Genomic DNA, 16,048 nt, shown 5'->3' with positions numbered 1-16,048 from the left:
CCGTAGCCGCCCCACACCCCGCCGCAGCCAAACGAACCGGCCGACCCTAGCGCCACGCCGCCGCCGGATTGCTTCACGAAAAGCCGCATACTGGCGCCATGGCGACCATGACAGCAAGACTCGACCGACTGCGAGCCATCGAAGACGGCCGACCCGTACACCTGCACAAGTTCTACCGACGCAACAAGCGGTTCCTCATCTTCGGCGCTGAAGGACACCAGTACCGCAACACTCCGCTCAACCCGACCTCGGTCCTGGCCCTAGAAAGCGATCTCGGTGTCCAATTACCACCCGCATACCGGGAGTTCCTGCTCCAGATCGGCCCCGGCGCGGGCCCCTACTACGGCATCTGGGAACCGCAGGAGATCGTAGGAGAGACCGAGGGCGATCCTGCCAAACCCTTCCCGCTCACCCGTCGCGACGCCGAGCAGATCTACAACGCCTGGTACGCATGGGTCCAGGAACCAGAGCCCGACTCCGGTGGCGGCCCCAACATCCAAGCCCCCGACCCCACACCTGGCTGCATCTTCATCGGCACCCAGGGCTGCTCCAGTGTCACCGCGTTGGTGACCACAGGAGAGCTGACGGGCACGGTGTGGGATGTCTGGCTCGACGAAAGCGCCTGGCGCCCGGCCACGACCGCCCCCGCCAGCTTGGAGAGCGAGCTCTATAACCTGGCCACACCGACGTATCTCGGTCCTACGCCCACCTTCGACGCTTGGTACGAGGCATGGCTCATACGCGCCGATGCCGAGCTGTCGCCTCCAGGAGGAACCTCCTGAGCGGTGCCGCATCATCACGCACGCAAGCCCCGTTACGCGCGACAGCCGCCAGGTCACGATGCAAGCCCCTTGCCTCCGGTGGGGCCTCGGGCTCCGGGATGATCAGAAAGGGGTGGTGCGCGCCGAGCGCTCCCGTTGGTTGCTGACGCCGAGGCATGCCACCACACGTGATGCGCCGGGAGATAGGAAGAGCTGAAAGTGGTAGGCGGACTCGGTGCTCTTGACGATGCCAAGGAGGAAGTGCTGAAGTCGTGGCTTACCAAGCTCCCCGCAGGTACAGGGGTGCAGATCCAGAACGTACAGCCAAGGGATCATGGCTCCTCACAAGCGAGGGGTCACTGGTTCGAACCCAGTACCGCCCACCAGAGAAAACGCCCCGTCTCCGATCTTGGAAACGGGGCGTGAGTGACAAACTGGGTGAGATGCATCTTGCAAGCGCCATCGGCATGCCCAGCGGTAAAGCCCTGATCCGACCTCCAGCTTTGTGACGCCTGCCTGACAGGTCTCAGGACCTGCGCGACAGATCCGGCTCTAGAGGTGAGCGACACTCCAGCTAGATGATCTTCGGTGTGTCTTGTGGATGACAGTACCGCGGGCTGGTGCGCCGACGGTGTGGGGTGGGCGGCCATCAGCGGGCAGGCGGGTAGGGTCCTGCTCAGAACGGCACGGTCCGGAGGGCGCCGCCGTGTGGGAGCTGTATGGCGAGGTGGGCGTGGCTCCCGCGATGTCCGCGACCGCGACGCCAGGGAGCGCACGCCGCAGACGGCCGTCCCGGTGGATACCTCCCACGCCGGCGCGGAGCTGGTCAACGCGGCGCGCTCCTAAGACGGCCATCCCCGTGACCATGTCCCGACCACCTCAGCAGCGCCTCGTCGGCCTCGGGCAGCCAGGAATGCGACGGCCGGCGCAGCCGGCGCCCCACCCTCCAGAACTCCGTCACGGCCTGGAGCAGCGCGTCCAGACCCGGATGCCGCAGGCCCTCGGGGAAGACGAGGTTCTCCAGAGTGAGCGGCACGGGATCGACCAGGGGCCGCACCACGGCGCCGGGGATCCCGCCGATCTTCGCCGTGGCCAGCACCGGCTCTCGGTGCCGTCGCAGGTAGAGGCCCATCTCATGGGATCCGACCGGCGGCACGTGTGGCGTGGCCAGGGTGAGCCCGAACTCCTCTGCCAGGCGCTCGCCCAAGTCGGTCCACTCGGTGGTGGCGGGGTTGCCCGCCATGGCGTCCAGCGGGAAGTCGGCCAGCACACCGAGCGGCACCTCCTCCAGCGCGGCCAGCGGATGATCCTCGGGCACCAGCAGGGCGAGCGGATCCAGCCGCACGGGCACCTGGGCCAGTCCCTTGCGCACGTAAGCGGGCAGCCCGGCGAACCGGCCGAACGACACGTCGAGACGCCCCTCCCGCATGGCGGCGACTCCGGAGGCCAGCCCGCCGTGGAAGCGGGCGAGTATCTCCACTCCCGGTGCCAGCTCCCTGGCCCTGACCAGCGGCCACGGCGGCTCGTGCCCCTGCATGTTGACGTCCACGAGCAGCGGCACCCGAGCGCCGGAGATCTCCGCGACGAGCTCGTCGTGCAGCGCGAGCAGCCGCCTGGCCCCGGGCAGCAGCCGCGCTCCCGCCGGGGTCAGCTCCACCCGCCGAGTGGACCGGGTGAACAGCGCTGCCCCGAGCTGCTCCTCCAGCCGCCGCACATCGCGGCTGAGCGCCTGCTGTGCCACGTACAGGCGGGCGGCGGCGCGGCCGAAGTGCAGCTCCTCGGCGACGGTCACGAACACCCTGAGCAGCCGGGGATGCAGGTCCACACGGCAACATTAACAACAGATCCGCGTTAATCCCGGCTTTTCCGGTGTTGGACCCCGCGTCCCAATCTCCATCAGGCTGGACCCGTGATTCCCATGAAAGAGCTGCTCAGCGGCATGCCGCTGTCGCCCGCCCAGATCGGCGTCCTCCTGAGCCTGGTCCACCCGCCGGGGCATACGGCACAGAACGTCACGAGCGGATCGCCCACGAAGTCGGCGAAGAAGAAGCCGAAGAACAGGAGGTTCAGCACCAGCACGACGTAGTGCCAGGGCCGCGGGCCGCGGCAGCCTGCTGTTCAGGTACATGAACATGAACGGGTAGATCAGGGCGCCTAGGTTCGGCATGTTGGCCGGCCACTCCACCGGGCCGACGGGCAGCGCCAGATAGACGCCTTTGAGCGCCGCAGCCATGCCGACCTTCGCCGATCAGGGTTACCAGGCTGCCGGCGCTACAATCCGCAGGCCGTTCAAGCGTCACCGGCGAAGACCACTAGTCAGGATGGAAATAGCCTCACCGCCTATCAGGTCTGGGCGGCCAGTACATCGGGCACCGGGAGCCCTAGATGGCCGAGCAGCGCGGCGAGCCGGCGGTCGAGCTCGACACCTCCCTGGGTGATGCCCGGATCCCCGAAGCTCGCGAACCGGGTGCGCGGCTGGTCGACGGCAAACCACGTTTCGCCCTCGGCGTCTTCATAGATGGCCGTGCGCAGCGGGGCGTACAGCATTATGGCCGGATCGTGGCGGTACATCGTCTGGGCGACGGCGTGGTTGCCCATGAGGTACTCGACGCAGCGCAACCGGTGGCCGGCCAGCTGCATCAAGCGGGAGAAATCGTAGCTCCAGTAGATGATGAACCCGTGAGGAGCGTTCTCCTTCGTCGCCTCCAGAACGGTGTCCCAAGTGGCGCCGTCCGCGACGAGCCTTTCGAAACGCTCAGCGTCGTACTCCGGAACGGATTGCTCGTACTGGGCGCGGAAGTCGTCCAGCGGCTTGCCGACGGCGATGGCCAGGCGGTTCACCTCATGAGGGACGCTCTGAATGCGGTCCCGTGGTGACTGCCCCATGGTTCCTCCCGACACCGGCGACCTTTCTGCGGCAGCCGTAGATCCTGCTGTCCCGAATACCTGGCGTCCATTGCTGCCTCCCGGCGGAAAACACCCGCTTTGACGAACCGTTCCATAGGCTTGCCTCCTGGTTTCGCCAGCAAGCCTGCCGTAGCGGGAAGTCGGTTCATCCAGGACCTAGATGCGGCGTGACGGCGATCTAACCAGCTGGATAGGCCGCGATGTCATGTTGTGTCGCGGTTGATATCAAGCGCTGCTGGGCTGTCCGAGGCGCCAGGAACAATCCGGATCATGGAATTGGGCCGGCCGCGCAAGGACGCCGCCTGGCCATGGCTGCTGTTCCTCTTATGGATCCTGGGCACACCTCTCCTGGGCGTGCTGTGGTTCAGCTATGGCTTTGCCCTGATGGGAGGGGTGCCGAGGAACAGGCAGCTCTGCGGAAACGCCATGCTGATCGTCGGTCTCGGCGCGCCCGTGGTGGGGCTGCTCCTCGCCCTCGTCTCCAGGCGGCGCAGCGCCACCATCGTGTTCGGCCTGGCCCTGCTTACGGTGGCTGCCCTCTGGGCGTGGCTGGTCCTGCGCAAGTAGGCCCGGAACTCCCAGAGCTACGGCGACCGCAAAGTAGGCGTTGATCCCGCGTTCTACCTGGTGGTTTCTGGCCCGTGGATGGGGGAGCGACCGACGCGAGAGGCGTTCACGCCCTCTGGTGTTCCGACTAGCCCCCCATCACCGGAACAGCTATACGGAACACCTTGATCTGGGCGTCCGTCCCGACTGCTCGGTGTTCCGGCGAGGATCCCCTTACGGAACAGGCTCGGCGGAGCACTCACAAGGTGGCACCTACTTCCGGTGAACTGCTGAGGCAAGTCGGCATCAGGCGAGTTGCTCGTCGCCTCGGATGCGGGCGTGGAGGTGCATGTCGTGCCGGCCGTCAGAGTGGACGGCGTCGCTGCGCTTGGTGCCCTCCAGGAGGAAACCGCATTTGACGGCGACCCGGCAGGAGGCATTGTTGCGGGTCGAGTGATCCAAATGCAGACGGTAGAAACCAGCCTCGCCCAGTGCCCAGCCGCTCAAGGCCGTCAGCGCGCGGGAGGCCACACCCGCTCCACGGGCGGCCGGGAGCACCCAGTACGCGCACCCCGCGACACCGTCATCGAGATTCACTCCGCCCATGGCGATGCGCCCCAGCACCTCACCGCCGTCACGGGTCACCGCCCAACTCGCGCCCGTCTCCTGCACCCAGGCCTGGCGATACTGATCGAACCACTCACGGACCTGATCTTCAGACGCGGGTTGACGAGTGTGCCAATGCCGGATCTCGGGGTCCTGGTAAGCGGCGAGGAAGACTGCTGCGTCAGAAGGCTCCCAGGGCCGCAAGAGCAGGCCACCTGGGGCGGAAAGCATCGGTTGCGGGCCAGCGGCAAGGGTTCCGGCGGGGATGGCAGGCGGTGTCGAAAGAGTCGATCTCACGCCGTATCCTCTCCCGGCGGCGATGACTGTGTCACCGGTTTTGATCCACTTGCAACCACTACTCAATGAGCCCGAAGGGCAGCTCACCGTACATTGGGCCCGCTGCCTTTGCAGGTGGACGAGGCGGACGGGAAGATCGGGCAAGATGGGTTCTGTGCAATTCAGCGCTTGTAGTCGCTGCTGGTGTAGCCGTGGAAAAGCGAGTAGGGGCTGTATCTCGTTCGAGGCTCCTGGGCCACGCGGAGCAGGCTCGCGATGATATATCCGGCGAAGCCATCGCCTCGGATCTCGAAGGTGTGACTCGTCTCTGAGTAGAGCCCTGGCAAGTTGGCCAAGCTGATGACAAGACCACCGTCCATGACGGTAGGGAGCTTGATCATATCCACTGGCTTGAAGAGGAGTTCGGTGTGCAATTCGTCCAGCTCGAACTCGGTACGGATCACGAGCTCACTGTGGGTCGGTACGTAGCTCCACAATCTGAAGCGCCGATTCGGGAGGACAAGCGGAAGTGTGAGCCCGCCTGGATATGTAACCTGATCCACCCGCCCGAGCTCACCACATCCAGCCCTTCGACGGCAACGTTGACGGCAACGGCCCCGAACGAGGCCAGATGAACTCAGGCTGCAACACCACCGCTTTCCGTGGCGAGAGCCGTACAACGGAGCGGTTGATCGTGCTGACAAGAAAGCGGTCACCTCCTCAGCGGTGCTCTGCATGCCCGTGGACCCTGACGTGCCACACACGTGCCTGAGCGCGTGCCGCTACGTGCCATCCAGCGTGATCAAATGGCAGGTCATAGGCGTGATCGCCGTGGCATAAGCGTGCCATTGGCTGGTGCTGGGGACGGTCAACCGTGGCCTGCCGTGCGCGACGCGCCGCAGGTCGAGGGCCCGTCGGAGGCGATCGTGGCTCCTCGCAAGCGAGGAGCCACTGGTTCGAACCCAGTACCGCCCACCCGCGAAAAGACCCCGTTTCCGATCGTGGAAACGGGGTCTGAGTGACTAACTCCCGAAGCGGGTCCGAACCGGAGGTTCGGGGCCGCAGGTCACCGAGGCCGGTAGCCCTTCTTTTTACGGCTGGCCGGCACGGCCCGGCGACGGGAGCCATTCTGTGCGGGTTTTTGTGCCTGCCGCTGTGCCGGTTTCTCCGCAGGGGAGGCGGGGGTACGGCCCCGCGAGCTGTTCACTGTCCGGCCGCGGACGATGCCGATGAAATCTTCCACCAGGTCAGTGGTCGCGTCCGTGGGCCAGGCCAGCGCGACCTGAGACTGCGGCGCGTCCGACACTGGCCGGTAAGTGAGATCCCTGCGGTGGTAGAGGCGTGCCAGCGACTGCGGAACCACGAGAAGCCCAGTGCCGGCCGCTACCAGCTCGACCGCGTCCGCCGTTGTGGCCGGGCGGGTGAACGCGGGCAGCCCGGGCCGGACCGTCCACTCGATGGTGTCGTCCAGAGGATGGAACACGTTGTCGTCGGTCAGGTCGGCGGTGGAGACCTCGTCGGCGGCGGCCACCGCGTGGTCCTTGGGCACCACGACCACCGTGGTCTCCACGTAGAGAGGAATCACGCTGAGCCCGTCCCGGTCGACCGGCAGCCGGACGAATCCGGCGTCGGCGCCGCCATCCCGCAGGAGTCCCACCACCTCGGCGGCGGGAACCGCGACCAGGGCAACCGGTACGCCGGGCATCCTCTCGGTCCAGACGTTGACCCATTTCGCGGGTGTCACCCCGGGCACGTACGCCAGCCGAAACACCCTGCCGGTCTCTCCATCAGTCACTTCCTCAGAGTACCGATGTCAGGGGAACCCGTTCCGACTGACTACTCTTGGCACCATGACCTCGCCCAAACAGAAGACCATCCAGACGATGAAGCCCGAGACCGCGGCCAAGAAGCTGGGTGTCCTCCTCTCGGCCACTCCCGCCGAGTTCCAGGCGGGTGTCGTCTCCAGGGACGAGCTGAACGAGTTGCAGTCGACGCCACCCGCCTGGCTCGCTGACCTGCGCCGCAACGGCCCGCACCCCAAGCAGGTCGTCGCCGCGAAGCTCGGGGTCTCCATTTCCGGCCTGACCAGAGGCGGGATCACCGGACCGCTCACCACCGCTGAGATCGATGCGCTGAAAGCTGAGAACCCAGCATGGCTGGAGCGCGAGCGGTCCATCCAGGCCGAGACCCGCAAAGAAGCACTGCGCCTCAAGCAACGCTAGACAGCTGAGATCCTGCACGTCTCCGACCCCAGACGAGCCCGTCGAATGAGCCGAGTGTGGGCGCTCTGCCGGAACCGGGGTGGGCGCTCTGCCGCGTAAGCGGTTTCCTCGTTGGGGAAGTCTCCGCGTGTGCTCAAGGGGAATCCGGTGTCGAGCAGCCGTCCCGGCGATCCTTTGCTGGAGTGCTCAACCCGCCGTCTCCAAGCCGCCGCCACCGCCTCGCTGAGTGCGCTGTGGGAGTCGGTGCGGTACGCGAGGCGAGCTTCCAACTCACCACTCATGCTCCGTTGCCACCTACGACGGCAGCGGTCACATGCCGCTTGTCCGGCCTACCTACAAATCCTCCATGGACATCCCGGACGGGTACCTCGAGCCGGGAAGACCTCGCATGAGGCGTGCGTCCGCGAGGTACGCGAAGAACTCAGTATCCAGCCGGCCATCGGTCGCCTCCTCGTGCTCCGATCGAGCGCCTTGCCCGCCGCCTCAAAGCCGCCGCCACCGCCCGCGAGCTGGGAGAGACCGTCTATCTGGAGCACGGCCGGGCCGTCCCCGCTTGAGTGACCATCGCCTGGGCTGAGGGGACAACCAGGGATCTCGGTGGAACGTTTGCCCAGGTGAGAGCTCACATCACCTAAACGGGTGGGCACGCTCAAGGTGCGCGGCGGTAGGTCATCGCCGAGAGCAAGAACCATGAACCTGCCACGGTGCATCCGATCGCCAGAAAGATCAGCGCCAGGGACAATGCGTGTGACGAACCCATCACCATATTGGACAGCGTCAGGAAAACGGAGAAGAGACCCATGAATAGTTGTCCCAAGCCGTGACGGCGAGGCTCATATTGCGTACGCTTGCCGCTTAACGGGCGGGGAAGTCGTTTGGTGGCCAGCGTGTATATCCCGGATGCGGCAAGGACGCACCCGAGCCCTAATACGACACCCCATGCCACTGTGAAGTGCACTTGAGTCAGCTCCTCGGTTACGGAGGGTAAGCCCGTCTTTCGGGTCATCTTGCCGAATCATCCTGATGAAGATCAAGCCGGGGCGCCCTGCTGTACACGACAGCTTGCGCCGTGTGCTCGCGCTGCGCCGGGTCGTCCGTGTCGAGACCTTCACCGAGGCAAAGCACCTGCCATAGCATCGCCACGTGCTGCAACTCTTTGGGCTCACAGGCCGGAACATCTTCCTGGCAGTCGGCATCGCCAGCCTCGTCATTGGGGGGTTCCTCACCCTCAACGGAGAACAAGGCAAAGGCGCCCCCCTCCTCCAGATAGCAATGATCGCGATGCTTGGAGCGATCGCCTGCGCCATCACCGAGCACCGCGACAAAAGGAACTGATGCCTCCGACGGGCTCTCAGCTCCGGATGATCGCCCGTGCGTGGGCCGGAGTCCGTAGCTTGCTGAGGTGGAAACCTGATCGACCCGTCTGCCACGACCTAGGCAAGCCAGCAGGAGTTACGACGAGTTATCGGTTAGTGCATCTGTCCCCACCTCCAGGAACCTTCTGGGCGGGGCGGTTTCCGGAAGATCGTCGCGCCTGGCTACTTTTAGCCCAGTCGGACTTTCCCGGCCGACCGGCGAGTGCGCGAAAATCCTCGCTAAATCCTTAATATACCCCCGGCATATGCTCATAGGGCATCCTGGAAGATAATAAAACGACTCCTGCCGGGCGATCTCGAATTCCGAACCTGAGTGCCGTTGGGCCTCTCCGCACTGCGGACCGACGTCACGCAGGACTTCGCCGTGGTGATCGGCCCACAAAACCAAGGGAGTATTGAGGGTGCGTATTGTCGGGTTAGGCGGATCCTTACAGGTGCCGTCCACGAGCCTTTCTGCATTGCAGATGGCATTGCAAGGCGCGTTGGCCGACGACGTCGATATCGAGCTCCTCGATTTACGGACGCTCGATCTGCCGCTGTACGGATCCACGGGCACCGACGCCGCCGGCCTTCACCCGGGCGTTTCCCGGCTCGTACGGGCAGCCGCTTCGGCCGACGCCATGATATGGAGCGCACCGATGTATCACGGCACGGTCAGCGGCTCCTTCAAGAACTCTCTGGATTGGCTCGAGGAACTCGCCGGCCTCGATCCGCCCTTCCTCACTGACAAACCCGTCGGTCTCATCGCGACAGCGGCGGGCGCCCAAGCACTTCAGGCGATCAACAGCATGGAGTTCGCAGTACGTGCTCTGCGCGGCTGGGTCGTCCCGTTCGTCGTCCCCGTCAACGGCGCGCACGATGTCTTCCGGAGCGATGAAAGGGCGACGGATCGCGCGGTCGTGAAACGGCTCGTCAGCCTGGGCGGCATGGTCCTCGACGCGGCCCGTCGCTTCGCGACAGAAGCGGCGTCTCCTTGTGATCCGGTGATTCGCGCGGGAATTGGGGACGGCACCGGGAAATGGCTGCCGACGACCTACAACCACCATACAGGCGTGGCCGGATGAGTTCCTGACAGATTGTTCTCGAATAGGGAGCCGTCGCCCGATCATTCGAGCTGCCGATGTGCTGGGCGGGCGCACGTTCCCGCATGAACGCGAGGCGAATTCCGAGGAGGCAGACCCATGAGCGCAGCTCGTCGGGACGACACACGGGAATGGTTCATCGAGCGCGCTCACGAGCCTTCCGCCGACGATCACGAAGGAATCCGCCGGATCGGCATCATGGGAGGCGGCACCGCCGGCTATCTCACGGCGCTCGCGCTGAAAGCCAGACGTCCTTGGCTGGACGTGACGCTGGTGGAGTCATCCGGCATTCCGATCATCGGGGTCGGCGAGGCGACCGTGCCGTCTCTCGTCGTTTTCCTGCACCACTATCTTGGAATTGACCCGGACGAGCTGTACGACAAAGTACGTCCGACCTGGAAGTTGGGCATCAAGTTCGAATGGGGGCCAGATCCGGAAGGATTTCTAGCGCCATTCGACTGGGACTCGGACTCCATCGGTGTGGTCGGCTCCCTGAGATCTCGAGGCAACATCAACGACTTCACCCTGCAAGCTCTGCTCATGCGTGCCGACCGGACTCCCATCTTCGCGAACGGCGGACGACCGGAGTCCCTCATGAAGCATCTTCGGTACGCCTATCACCTGGACAACGCCAGGTTCGTCACCTTCCTGTCCGACCTGGCGCGACGGCGCGGAGTGCGACACACCGACGCGCGTATCGCAAAGGTGGTCAGGAGAAGTGGCGACTGGATCGACTCCATCGTCACCGAGGACGGCCGCGAGCTTCGCTTCGACTTCTATGTGGACTGCACCGGGTTCCGGTCCCTGCTGCTGGGCAAAACCCTGGAGACTCCCTTCCTGAGCTACGCGGACAGCCTGTTCACCGACTCCGCCGTCACCGGAAACCTGCCGCATCACGGTCACCTCAAGCCTTACACGACCGCGACGACGATGTCCGCGGGATGGTGCTGGAGCATCCCGACGCCGGAGAGCGACCACCTGGGCTACGTGTATTCCTCGTCGGCGCTGTCCGACGAGGAGGCCGCCGCCGAGCTGGCAACGCGATTCCCCGGTATCAGCGAACCGCGCATTGTCCGCTTCAGGTCAGGCAGGCACGAGCAGGCGTGGCGCGGCAATGTGATGGGGATCGGCAACTCGTATGCATTCGTGGAGCCACTCGAATCCAGCGGAATCTATATGATCACGCTGGGCATCCTGGGACTGCTCGGCGGGCTTCCCGGCAGCTGGCGCGAACCCGCGGCACGGGAAGTGGTGAATGCCGGGCTTGCGCGCAAGTGGGATGCGCTGCGCTGGTTCCTCGCGATCCACTATCGGTTCAACACGAGATTGGACACCCCCTTCTGGAAGAGGGCGAACCACGAAACCGATGTCTCGGGGATCCAGCATCTCCTGGACCTGTACGCCGCGGGCGCGCCATTGAGCCAGCGCGATGCGGTGGTCCGGGACTTCGCCGAACAAGCCATGCCCACGTTCTACGGCATAGCCGGTGTCGACACGATTCTGCTCGGCCAGCACGTGCGGACATCGCTCCTCCCCCAGTCCATCTCCATGGAGGAGTGGCACGAGCGTAAGGCCGCCGCCGAGCTCCTCGTCAAGCGCGCCCTGCCCCATGCGGAGGCGCTCGACGTCATACGTGCCACGCCCGAGATTCATCAGGCCATCCTGGAAGACGAGGACAGCTGGGCTGGGAGAGGACGTTCCTTCGGCCACGGCTTCGTGTGAGAACGCCAGGGGCACCGGCTGCGTCACTCCGCGATCGCGGAGTGACGCAGCCTGCTCTATGCCTCCGTGGCAAGGACATCCCTGATGCTGCTGAGCAGCTGACGACCTGCCTCCCTTCGGGTGCCCGTGAGGCCGCCGAGGGCCACCGCGACGCCGGCAAGCGTGTCGTCGTGAATCACCCTGGCCATCGCCTCCTGACTCTGGATCACGACCTGCAGGGCCACGGTCGCCTGACTGGCGAACAGGCCGAGCAGCTCCAGATCTCCCAGAGCACGTGTGGGATCCGGGCGGCGGTCCATCACCTCGAGTACGCCGATGCTCGTGCCTTCGTCCATGAGCGGTGCCGCCATGACGGAGGTCGGCGTGTAACCGGTGGACTCCGCGAACTTCCGGGCGTGGAGTGGATTCGACGTCACGTTGTCCACGATCAACGGCACGCCCGACTGGAGCACCCAGCCCGCGATGCCTTCGTCCACCGGGAACCGCTGCCCGACGAGGGTGTCCTCGCCGGCCCCGGATACCGCCTCGAAGACCAGCTCGCCCGAACCGCTGTCGAAGATGAATATGGAGCTCGCCTCGGCGTTGAAGATCGCGCGAGCCACTTCTACGATCGACTGAAGCAAACGCTGGTTCCTCTTGTCCAGGACCGGCAATGCACCGCTGATATTCATGTTTGCTCCCTGACGTTGGCCGCGGACAGGTGGAGGACGGTCTTGACCTGAAAAGGCGTCAGGTCCGGATGTTCGCTGCGGATCAACGCGCAGATCCCGGCTATCCGTGGAGTCGCGAAGCTGTTCCCGCTGCACAGCGTCCGCGCCCCGCCCTTCCAGGCGACGGGTACGTTGACCCCGCCCGCATAGAATTCCACCGGCGGATTGGGATTGTAGTAGTACCGCCATGGATCGGATTCCGCGTGGCTGCCCACCGAAATAACCGAAGAAAATCGCCACGGAAAACTTTCGACCTTCATGTTGTGCGCGGAGGCCACGATCAACGTGCGGTTGAAGTACGCGTCGTCGGTGAGCTCCCGCAGCGCCATACCGAAGTGGCGCTTGCTCGTGGAGAGGCTGAGGTTGACGACATCGAAGTCGTTGTCGATGACCCACCGCAAGGCGGTGATCAGGTTGTCGCCGCTACCGGAATATCCGCCCAGCACTCGCACGCTGGTCAGTTCGCACTGAGGCGCGAACTGACGGATCACGCTGGCGCAGGCCGTACCGTGGCCGCTGGTATCACCTCTGTCGTCGGCCACGACCCGTGAGCTTCCTGACGGTCCTGGTTCCACGCTGTAAGCGCCCGACAACGGACCCACGAGCTCGTGTCCCGCCTCTACCCCGCTGTCCACGACGCAGACCCGTACACCGGCCCCCGTCGCGCCCGACAGTGCCCAGTCCCTGATCGGGAACGCCGGCCAGCCCGTGCTCAGCCTGACCTGCTCGGGCGGACCCTGCATGAACCAGCTCAGTCGCGGCGGCGAGCCGGCCGTGTCAGTGGTCATTCGCACCCCATATCCGCGAGGAGGGATTCGGTCAGCGCAAGGTCGACCAGGTCCTCTTTCGCCGCGAAAGAATCCCGCGCCTGCCGTAAGAAGGAGAGTCCGTCATGCTCGTGTCCGGCACGCAGGAAGGCGTGTGCCGCGTCCAGCAGGACCATGCCGTGGCATTGCGGCGATTGCATCCCGCCGGACAGCGCCAGAGCCTTTTCCAGCTCATCGGACATGTCGGCACCGGACTCCGCACGGATACGAGCCCGCAACGACGCGCGGAGCGCGGTCTCCATAGGAAGCAGGTCTTCGGTGAGGTTGCCGCACGAGTCGAGCCAGTCGAGGGCCTCCCTCGCTCTGCCCTGCCGGTATACGGCACGTGCGAGGTCGACGGTCGCCGTGTCCTGCATGAGGCCGTCTCCGATGTCTTCGAAGGCGGCTCGGGATGTGCGGAACGCGCGCTCCGCGGCTACGAGATCGCCGGCGAGCAGCTCCACTTTGCCGAGGAAGATGGGAATGGTCGCCCGAGCCGTGACGTGTCCCATTGCTTGGACAGTCCGCTCGGCGTCGTTGAGAGTTCTCCGCGCGTCATCGGGTCTGCCCCGCATAGCGCACAGCAGCGCACGAGGACACTCGATGGCGATCCGGGTGGCCTTCGACATGCCGGCGTACTGCTCGACCAGCTCGTCACACCTGCGCAGGGCGGCCCCGGCGGGTTCAGGACCCTGCCACAGGCAGGAGGCGAGGCCACCGAGGGTCGTCGCCACTTCCAGCCGGGTCGTGGCGTCATGGGCGTAGGTCAGGGCCTGCTCGAAGCGCCGCCTGGCCTCGGCGAAGTGGTGGTGCGCCTGGCTGGCCTGGCCAAGACGCAACCAGCACCGGGTGAGTCCCGCGTGATCATCGGCTTGCCGGAAGATCGGCAACGCCTCCTCGGCGACCGCCACCATATGGTCCATTCCCAGCTCGGCCACATGGAGGACGGCCCGTTGGAGCCGCCCGTGCGCAGCGAGTTCGGGCCTGCCGGCGCCGGCAGATCTCTCGAGCTCATCCAGCAACCGGTCGGCGGCTCCGGTCTCGCCCGAGGCGGCGAGCACGTCCACGAGGGTCACCATGGTGTCCACCCGGTCCGGCGCGACCGCCAACGCCCGCTCGAAGAACGATCTGGCCCGGCACACGTCACCGAGTGACAGGGCTGTGCGTCCCGCTCTGTCAAGATGCGCACCGGCCTCCTGGGCCAGGCCCGCTGTGTTCGGCATCCTCAGCTCGGCGCAGTAGCCGAGGGCACTCTCCAAGTGCCCGCCGACGTCGGCATCCGCTTGCGAACGGTCCCTCATCCAATGGGCGATCCGTATGTGCCGCTCCGCGCGAGTCTTCTTCGGCAGTGCCGAATACGTCACATCACGGACTTGGGAACTGCCGAACCGGTAACGGGTCTCGCCCTGGAGCTTCCCGTCGGGCTCAATGAACCGACGTCGTACGAGATGATTCATGTCGTTGTCGGTGACTTGGACTCCGGCCGACAACTCGGCGATGTGCGACGGTGTGAAGTCGTCGAAGAACGCGGCCCATCGCAACCATTCCAGCTGCTCCGGCGTCAGCAAGTCGAGCCGTGCCGCCAAAAGTGCCTGCAAGGACGCCGGAATCCCCTCCGCCAGTTCTTCGGTGCGCATGGTTATCAGCTGTTCGAGAAAGAAGGGATTCCCTTCGGCGGTCGCCACCAGTCGCTCCATGTCGTCACTGGACATGTGCGCGGAAACCTCGCTCAGATTGGCGGCGAGCGTGTGCGCGTGCTCGTGACCGAGCGGCCGGAGAACGATGGAGGTGGTGCCGAGCTGCCCGCCACCCCATTGCGGGCGTGCGTCAAGCAGTTCGAACCTGGCCAGGCAGAGAAAGAACACGGCGACTCCGTGCAGGGATTCCGCCAGGAAGGTGATCAGATCCAGCGTGGTGGATGACGCCCACTGCAGGTCATCGAGCACCACCACGACACTGCGATCACCGGCAAGCGTCGAAAACGCCTCACGGATCGCCCAGAACGTGTCCTCGACGGCGAGCCCCGACGCGCCATCGCGCAGAACACCGGCAAGCGCCGTCGCCACCTGAGGGGTGTCAGCGAACGCCTCGGCCAGGTTTCCCGTTCCCACCGCATTGAGCAGGTCGGTCAGAACACCGTCGAACGGGGTGAGCGTGCCGCCGCCGTACGGGGAGCATCCGCCGGAGACCGCCGGCGAACCCGAGGACCGGGAGACCATGATGAACTCCTGGGCCAGGCGCGACTTGCCCATGCCGGGATCGCCGAAGATCGTGCACACATGACAGGCGCGATCCTGTCGTACTCCTTCCAAGAGCAACGAGAGCTGCTTCAGCTCTCGCTCGCGGCCTATCAGTGGAACGTCGAATCTCCGTCGCACGGGCGGTTCATGGGCGCGTACCTCGCGCAGCTGCCAGGCCGGAAGGGGCTCCGCCACGCCCTTCACGTCGAGTGGCGGCACGGCTTCAGCGGTGACGGCGCCGGACACCATGCGATAAGTGGATTCGCCGAGGAGAATCTCGCCGGACGGCGCATGCTGTTCCAGTCTCGCCGCGATGTTGACGATCTCTCCGGAGACGAAGGTATGGTCGCCGGTCGCGGCGTCGACGGCCACGACCTCTCCGGTGTTCACCCCGATTCTGATCCCGATTCCACACCCGAGTTCGCGCATGAGCTCCACGTTGAGATTCGTGATGGCCGCACGCATCTCCCATGCCGCGCGTACGGCCCGGATCGCATCGTCCTCATGCACCGTGGGGACGCCGAACACGGCCATGACGGCGTCCCCGATGTACTTCTCGACCGTTCCCCCGTGGTGGATGAGGCAGGATCGCATCAGCTCGAAATATCGCAGGAGAACCGCCCGCAGCGATTCCGGGTCGAACCGCCGGCTCATCGCCGTGGACCCGCTCAGATCGCAGAACAGAACCGTTACGACCTTCCGCACCTCATGCCGGTCACGGTCCTGCGGCGCGCCACAGTCAGGACAAAAGCGAAAGCGCCCGATCTCGGCGCCACAAGAAATGCAGTTCATAA

At 65.2% G+C, this 16,048-nt stretch carries 16 protein-coding genes and 1 pseudogene; 8 read left to right on the top strand and 9 right to left on the bottom strand.

Annotation, left to right across the window (positions count from 1 at the left end; all coding sequences use genetic code 11):
* The first annotated feature begins 107 nt into the window (after positions 1–107).
* Positions 108–782 carry an SMI1/KNR4 family protein gene (locus AB0J09_RS16205; RefSeq protein ID WP_360690627.1) on the top strand — a complete coding sequence of 225 codons (675 nt, stop codon included), beginning with the start codon at positions 108–110 and terminating at the stop codon, positions 780–782.
* A gap of 805 nt (positions 783–1,587) precedes the next feature.
* On the opposite strand, the gene AB0J09_RS16200 is transcribed toward AB0J09_RS16205, so the two are convergent.
* Entirely contained in the window at positions 1,588–2,586 is a 999-nt protein-coding gene (locus AB0J09_RS16200) for a LysR family transcriptional regulator (RefSeq protein ID WP_360690624.1), read from the bottom strand.
* Between the two features lie 84 nt (positions 2,587–2,670).
* On the opposite strand from AB0J09_RS16200, the gene AB0J09_RS16195 reads away from it, so the two are divergent.
* On the top strand, positions 2,671–2,847 hold the full coding sequence (locus AB0J09_RS16195) for a hypothetical protein (RefSeq protein WP_360690621.1): 177 nt from the start codon (positions 2,671–2,673) through the stop codon (positions 2,845–2,847).
* Positions 2,848–2,977: 130 nt separating this feature from the next.
* Positions 2,978–3,073, top strand: a pseudogene (locus tag AB0J09_RS16190) (IS5/IS1182 family transposase); the annotation flags it as partial.
* A gap of 31 nt (positions 3,074–3,104) precedes the next feature.
* Here the strand turns inward: AB0J09_RS16190 and AB0J09_RS16185 are convergent.
* Entirely contained in the window at positions 3,105–3,602 is a 498-nt protein-coding gene (locus tag AB0J09_RS16185) for a DUF302 domain-containing protein (RefSeq protein WP_360690618.1), read from the bottom strand.
* A 336-nt stretch (positions 3,603–3,938) separates the two neighbouring features.
* On the opposite strand from AB0J09_RS16185, the gene AB0J09_RS16180 reads away from it, so the two are divergent.
* The gene (locus AB0J09_RS16180) at positions 3,939–4,235 is read left to right on the top strand and encodes a hypothetical protein (protein ID WP_360690615.1); all 297 of its coding nucleotides are present in this window, start codon (positions 3,939–3,941) and stop codon (positions 4,233–4,235) included.
* Positions 4,236–4,520: 285 nt separating this feature from the next.
* Here AB0J09_RS16180 and AB0J09_RS16175 read toward each other — a convergent pair whose 3' ends face one another.
* From AB0J09_RS16175 to AB0J09_RS16165, 3 genes are all read right to left on the bottom strand, one after another.
* Complete coding sequence (locus tag AB0J09_RS16175) at positions 4,521–5,024, bottom strand: GNAT family N-acetyltransferase (protein WP_360690613.1); 504 nt, start codon at positions 5,022–5,024, stop codon at positions 4,521–4,523.
* 254 nt (positions 5,025–5,278) lie between these two features.
* Positions 5,279–5,560, bottom strand: a complete 282-nt coding sequence (locus AB0J09_RS16170) for a hypothetical protein (protein ID WP_360690610.1) — start codon at positions 5,558–5,560, stop codon at positions 5,279–5,281.
* 602 nt (positions 5,561–6,162) lie between these two features.
* Positions 6,163–6,891, bottom strand: coding sequence for a LysR family substrate-binding domain-containing protein (locus tag AB0J09_RS16165; RefSeq protein WP_360690607.1), 729 nt, complete (start codon positions 6,889–6,891; stop codon positions 6,163–6,165).
* 55 nt (positions 6,892–6,946) lie between these two features.
* Between AB0J09_RS16165 and AB0J09_RS16160 the strand changes: the two genes are divergently transcribed.
* Positions 6,947–7,318 (top strand): DUF5997 family protein, encoded by a 372-nt coding sequence (locus tag AB0J09_RS16160; protein ID WP_360690604.1) that lies wholly within the window; start codon positions 6,947–6,949, stop codon positions 7,316–7,318.
* 649 nt (positions 7,319–7,967) lie between these two features.
* On the opposite strand, the gene AB0J09_RS16155 is transcribed toward AB0J09_RS16160, so the two are convergent.
* On the bottom strand, positions 7,968–8,276 hold the full coding sequence (locus AB0J09_RS16155) for a hypothetical protein (RefSeq protein ID WP_360690601.1): 309 nt from the start codon (positions 8,274–8,276) through the stop codon (positions 7,968–7,970).
* 185 nt (positions 8,277–8,461) lie between these two features.
* Here AB0J09_RS16155 and AB0J09_RS16150 point away from each other — a divergent pair, with 185 nt between their 5' ends.
* From AB0J09_RS16150 to AB0J09_RS16140, 3 genes are all read left to right on the top strand, one after another.
* Complete coding sequence (locus AB0J09_RS16150) at positions 8,462–8,653, top strand: hypothetical protein (RefSeq protein WP_360690598.1); 192 nt, start codon at positions 8,462–8,464, stop codon at positions 8,651–8,653.
* Between the two features lie 442 nt (positions 8,654–9,095).
* On the top strand, positions 9,096–9,758 hold the full coding sequence (locus tag AB0J09_RS16145) for an NAD(P)H-dependent oxidoreductase (RefSeq protein WP_360690595.1): 663 nt from the start codon (positions 9,096–9,098) through the stop codon (positions 9,756–9,758).
* 117 nt (positions 9,759–9,875) lie between these two features.
* Positions 9,876–11,498, top strand: coding sequence for a tryptophan halogenase family protein (locus AB0J09_RS16140; protein ID WP_360690593.1), 1,623 nt, complete (start codon positions 9,876–9,878; stop codon positions 11,496–11,498).
* Between the two features lie 56 nt (positions 11,499–11,554).
* Here the strand turns inward: AB0J09_RS16140 and AB0J09_RS16135 are convergent, their stop codons facing one another.
* From AB0J09_RS16135 to AB0J09_RS16125, 3 genes are read right to left on the bottom strand one after another with little or no spacing between them, the layout of a single operon-like run.
* Positions 11,555–12,169, bottom strand: a complete 615-nt coding sequence (locus AB0J09_RS16135) for a GAF domain-containing protein (protein ID WP_360690590.1) — start codon at positions 12,167–12,169, stop codon at positions 11,555–11,557.
* Complete coding sequence (locus AB0J09_RS16130; RefSeq protein ID WP_360690588.1) at positions 12,166–12,996, bottom strand: S8 family serine peptidase; 831 nt, start codon at positions 12,994–12,996, stop codon at positions 12,166–12,168. Before AB0J09_RS16130 ends, AB0J09_RS16135 begins: the two co-directional genes overlap by 4 nt.
* Positions 12,993–15,959 (bottom strand): adenylate/guanylate cyclase domain-containing protein, encoded by a 2,967-nt coding sequence (locus AB0J09_RS16125; protein WP_360690585.1) that lies wholly within the window; start codon positions 15,957–15,959, stop codon positions 12,993–12,995. The genes AB0J09_RS16130 and AB0J09_RS16125 overlap by 4 nt, the downstream gene beginning before the upstream one ends.
* Positions 15,960–16,048 lie beyond the last annotated feature (89 nt).

Source organism: Nonomuraea sp. NPDC049784 (assembly GCF_040659615.1).
Taxonomy (GTDB): domain Bacteria; phylum Actinomycetota; class Actinomycetes; order Streptosporangiales; family Streptosporangiaceae; genus Nonomuraea.
The sequence above is the reverse complement of the archived record's forward strand: the minus strand, read 5'-3'. Positions and strand labels throughout refer to the sequence as shown.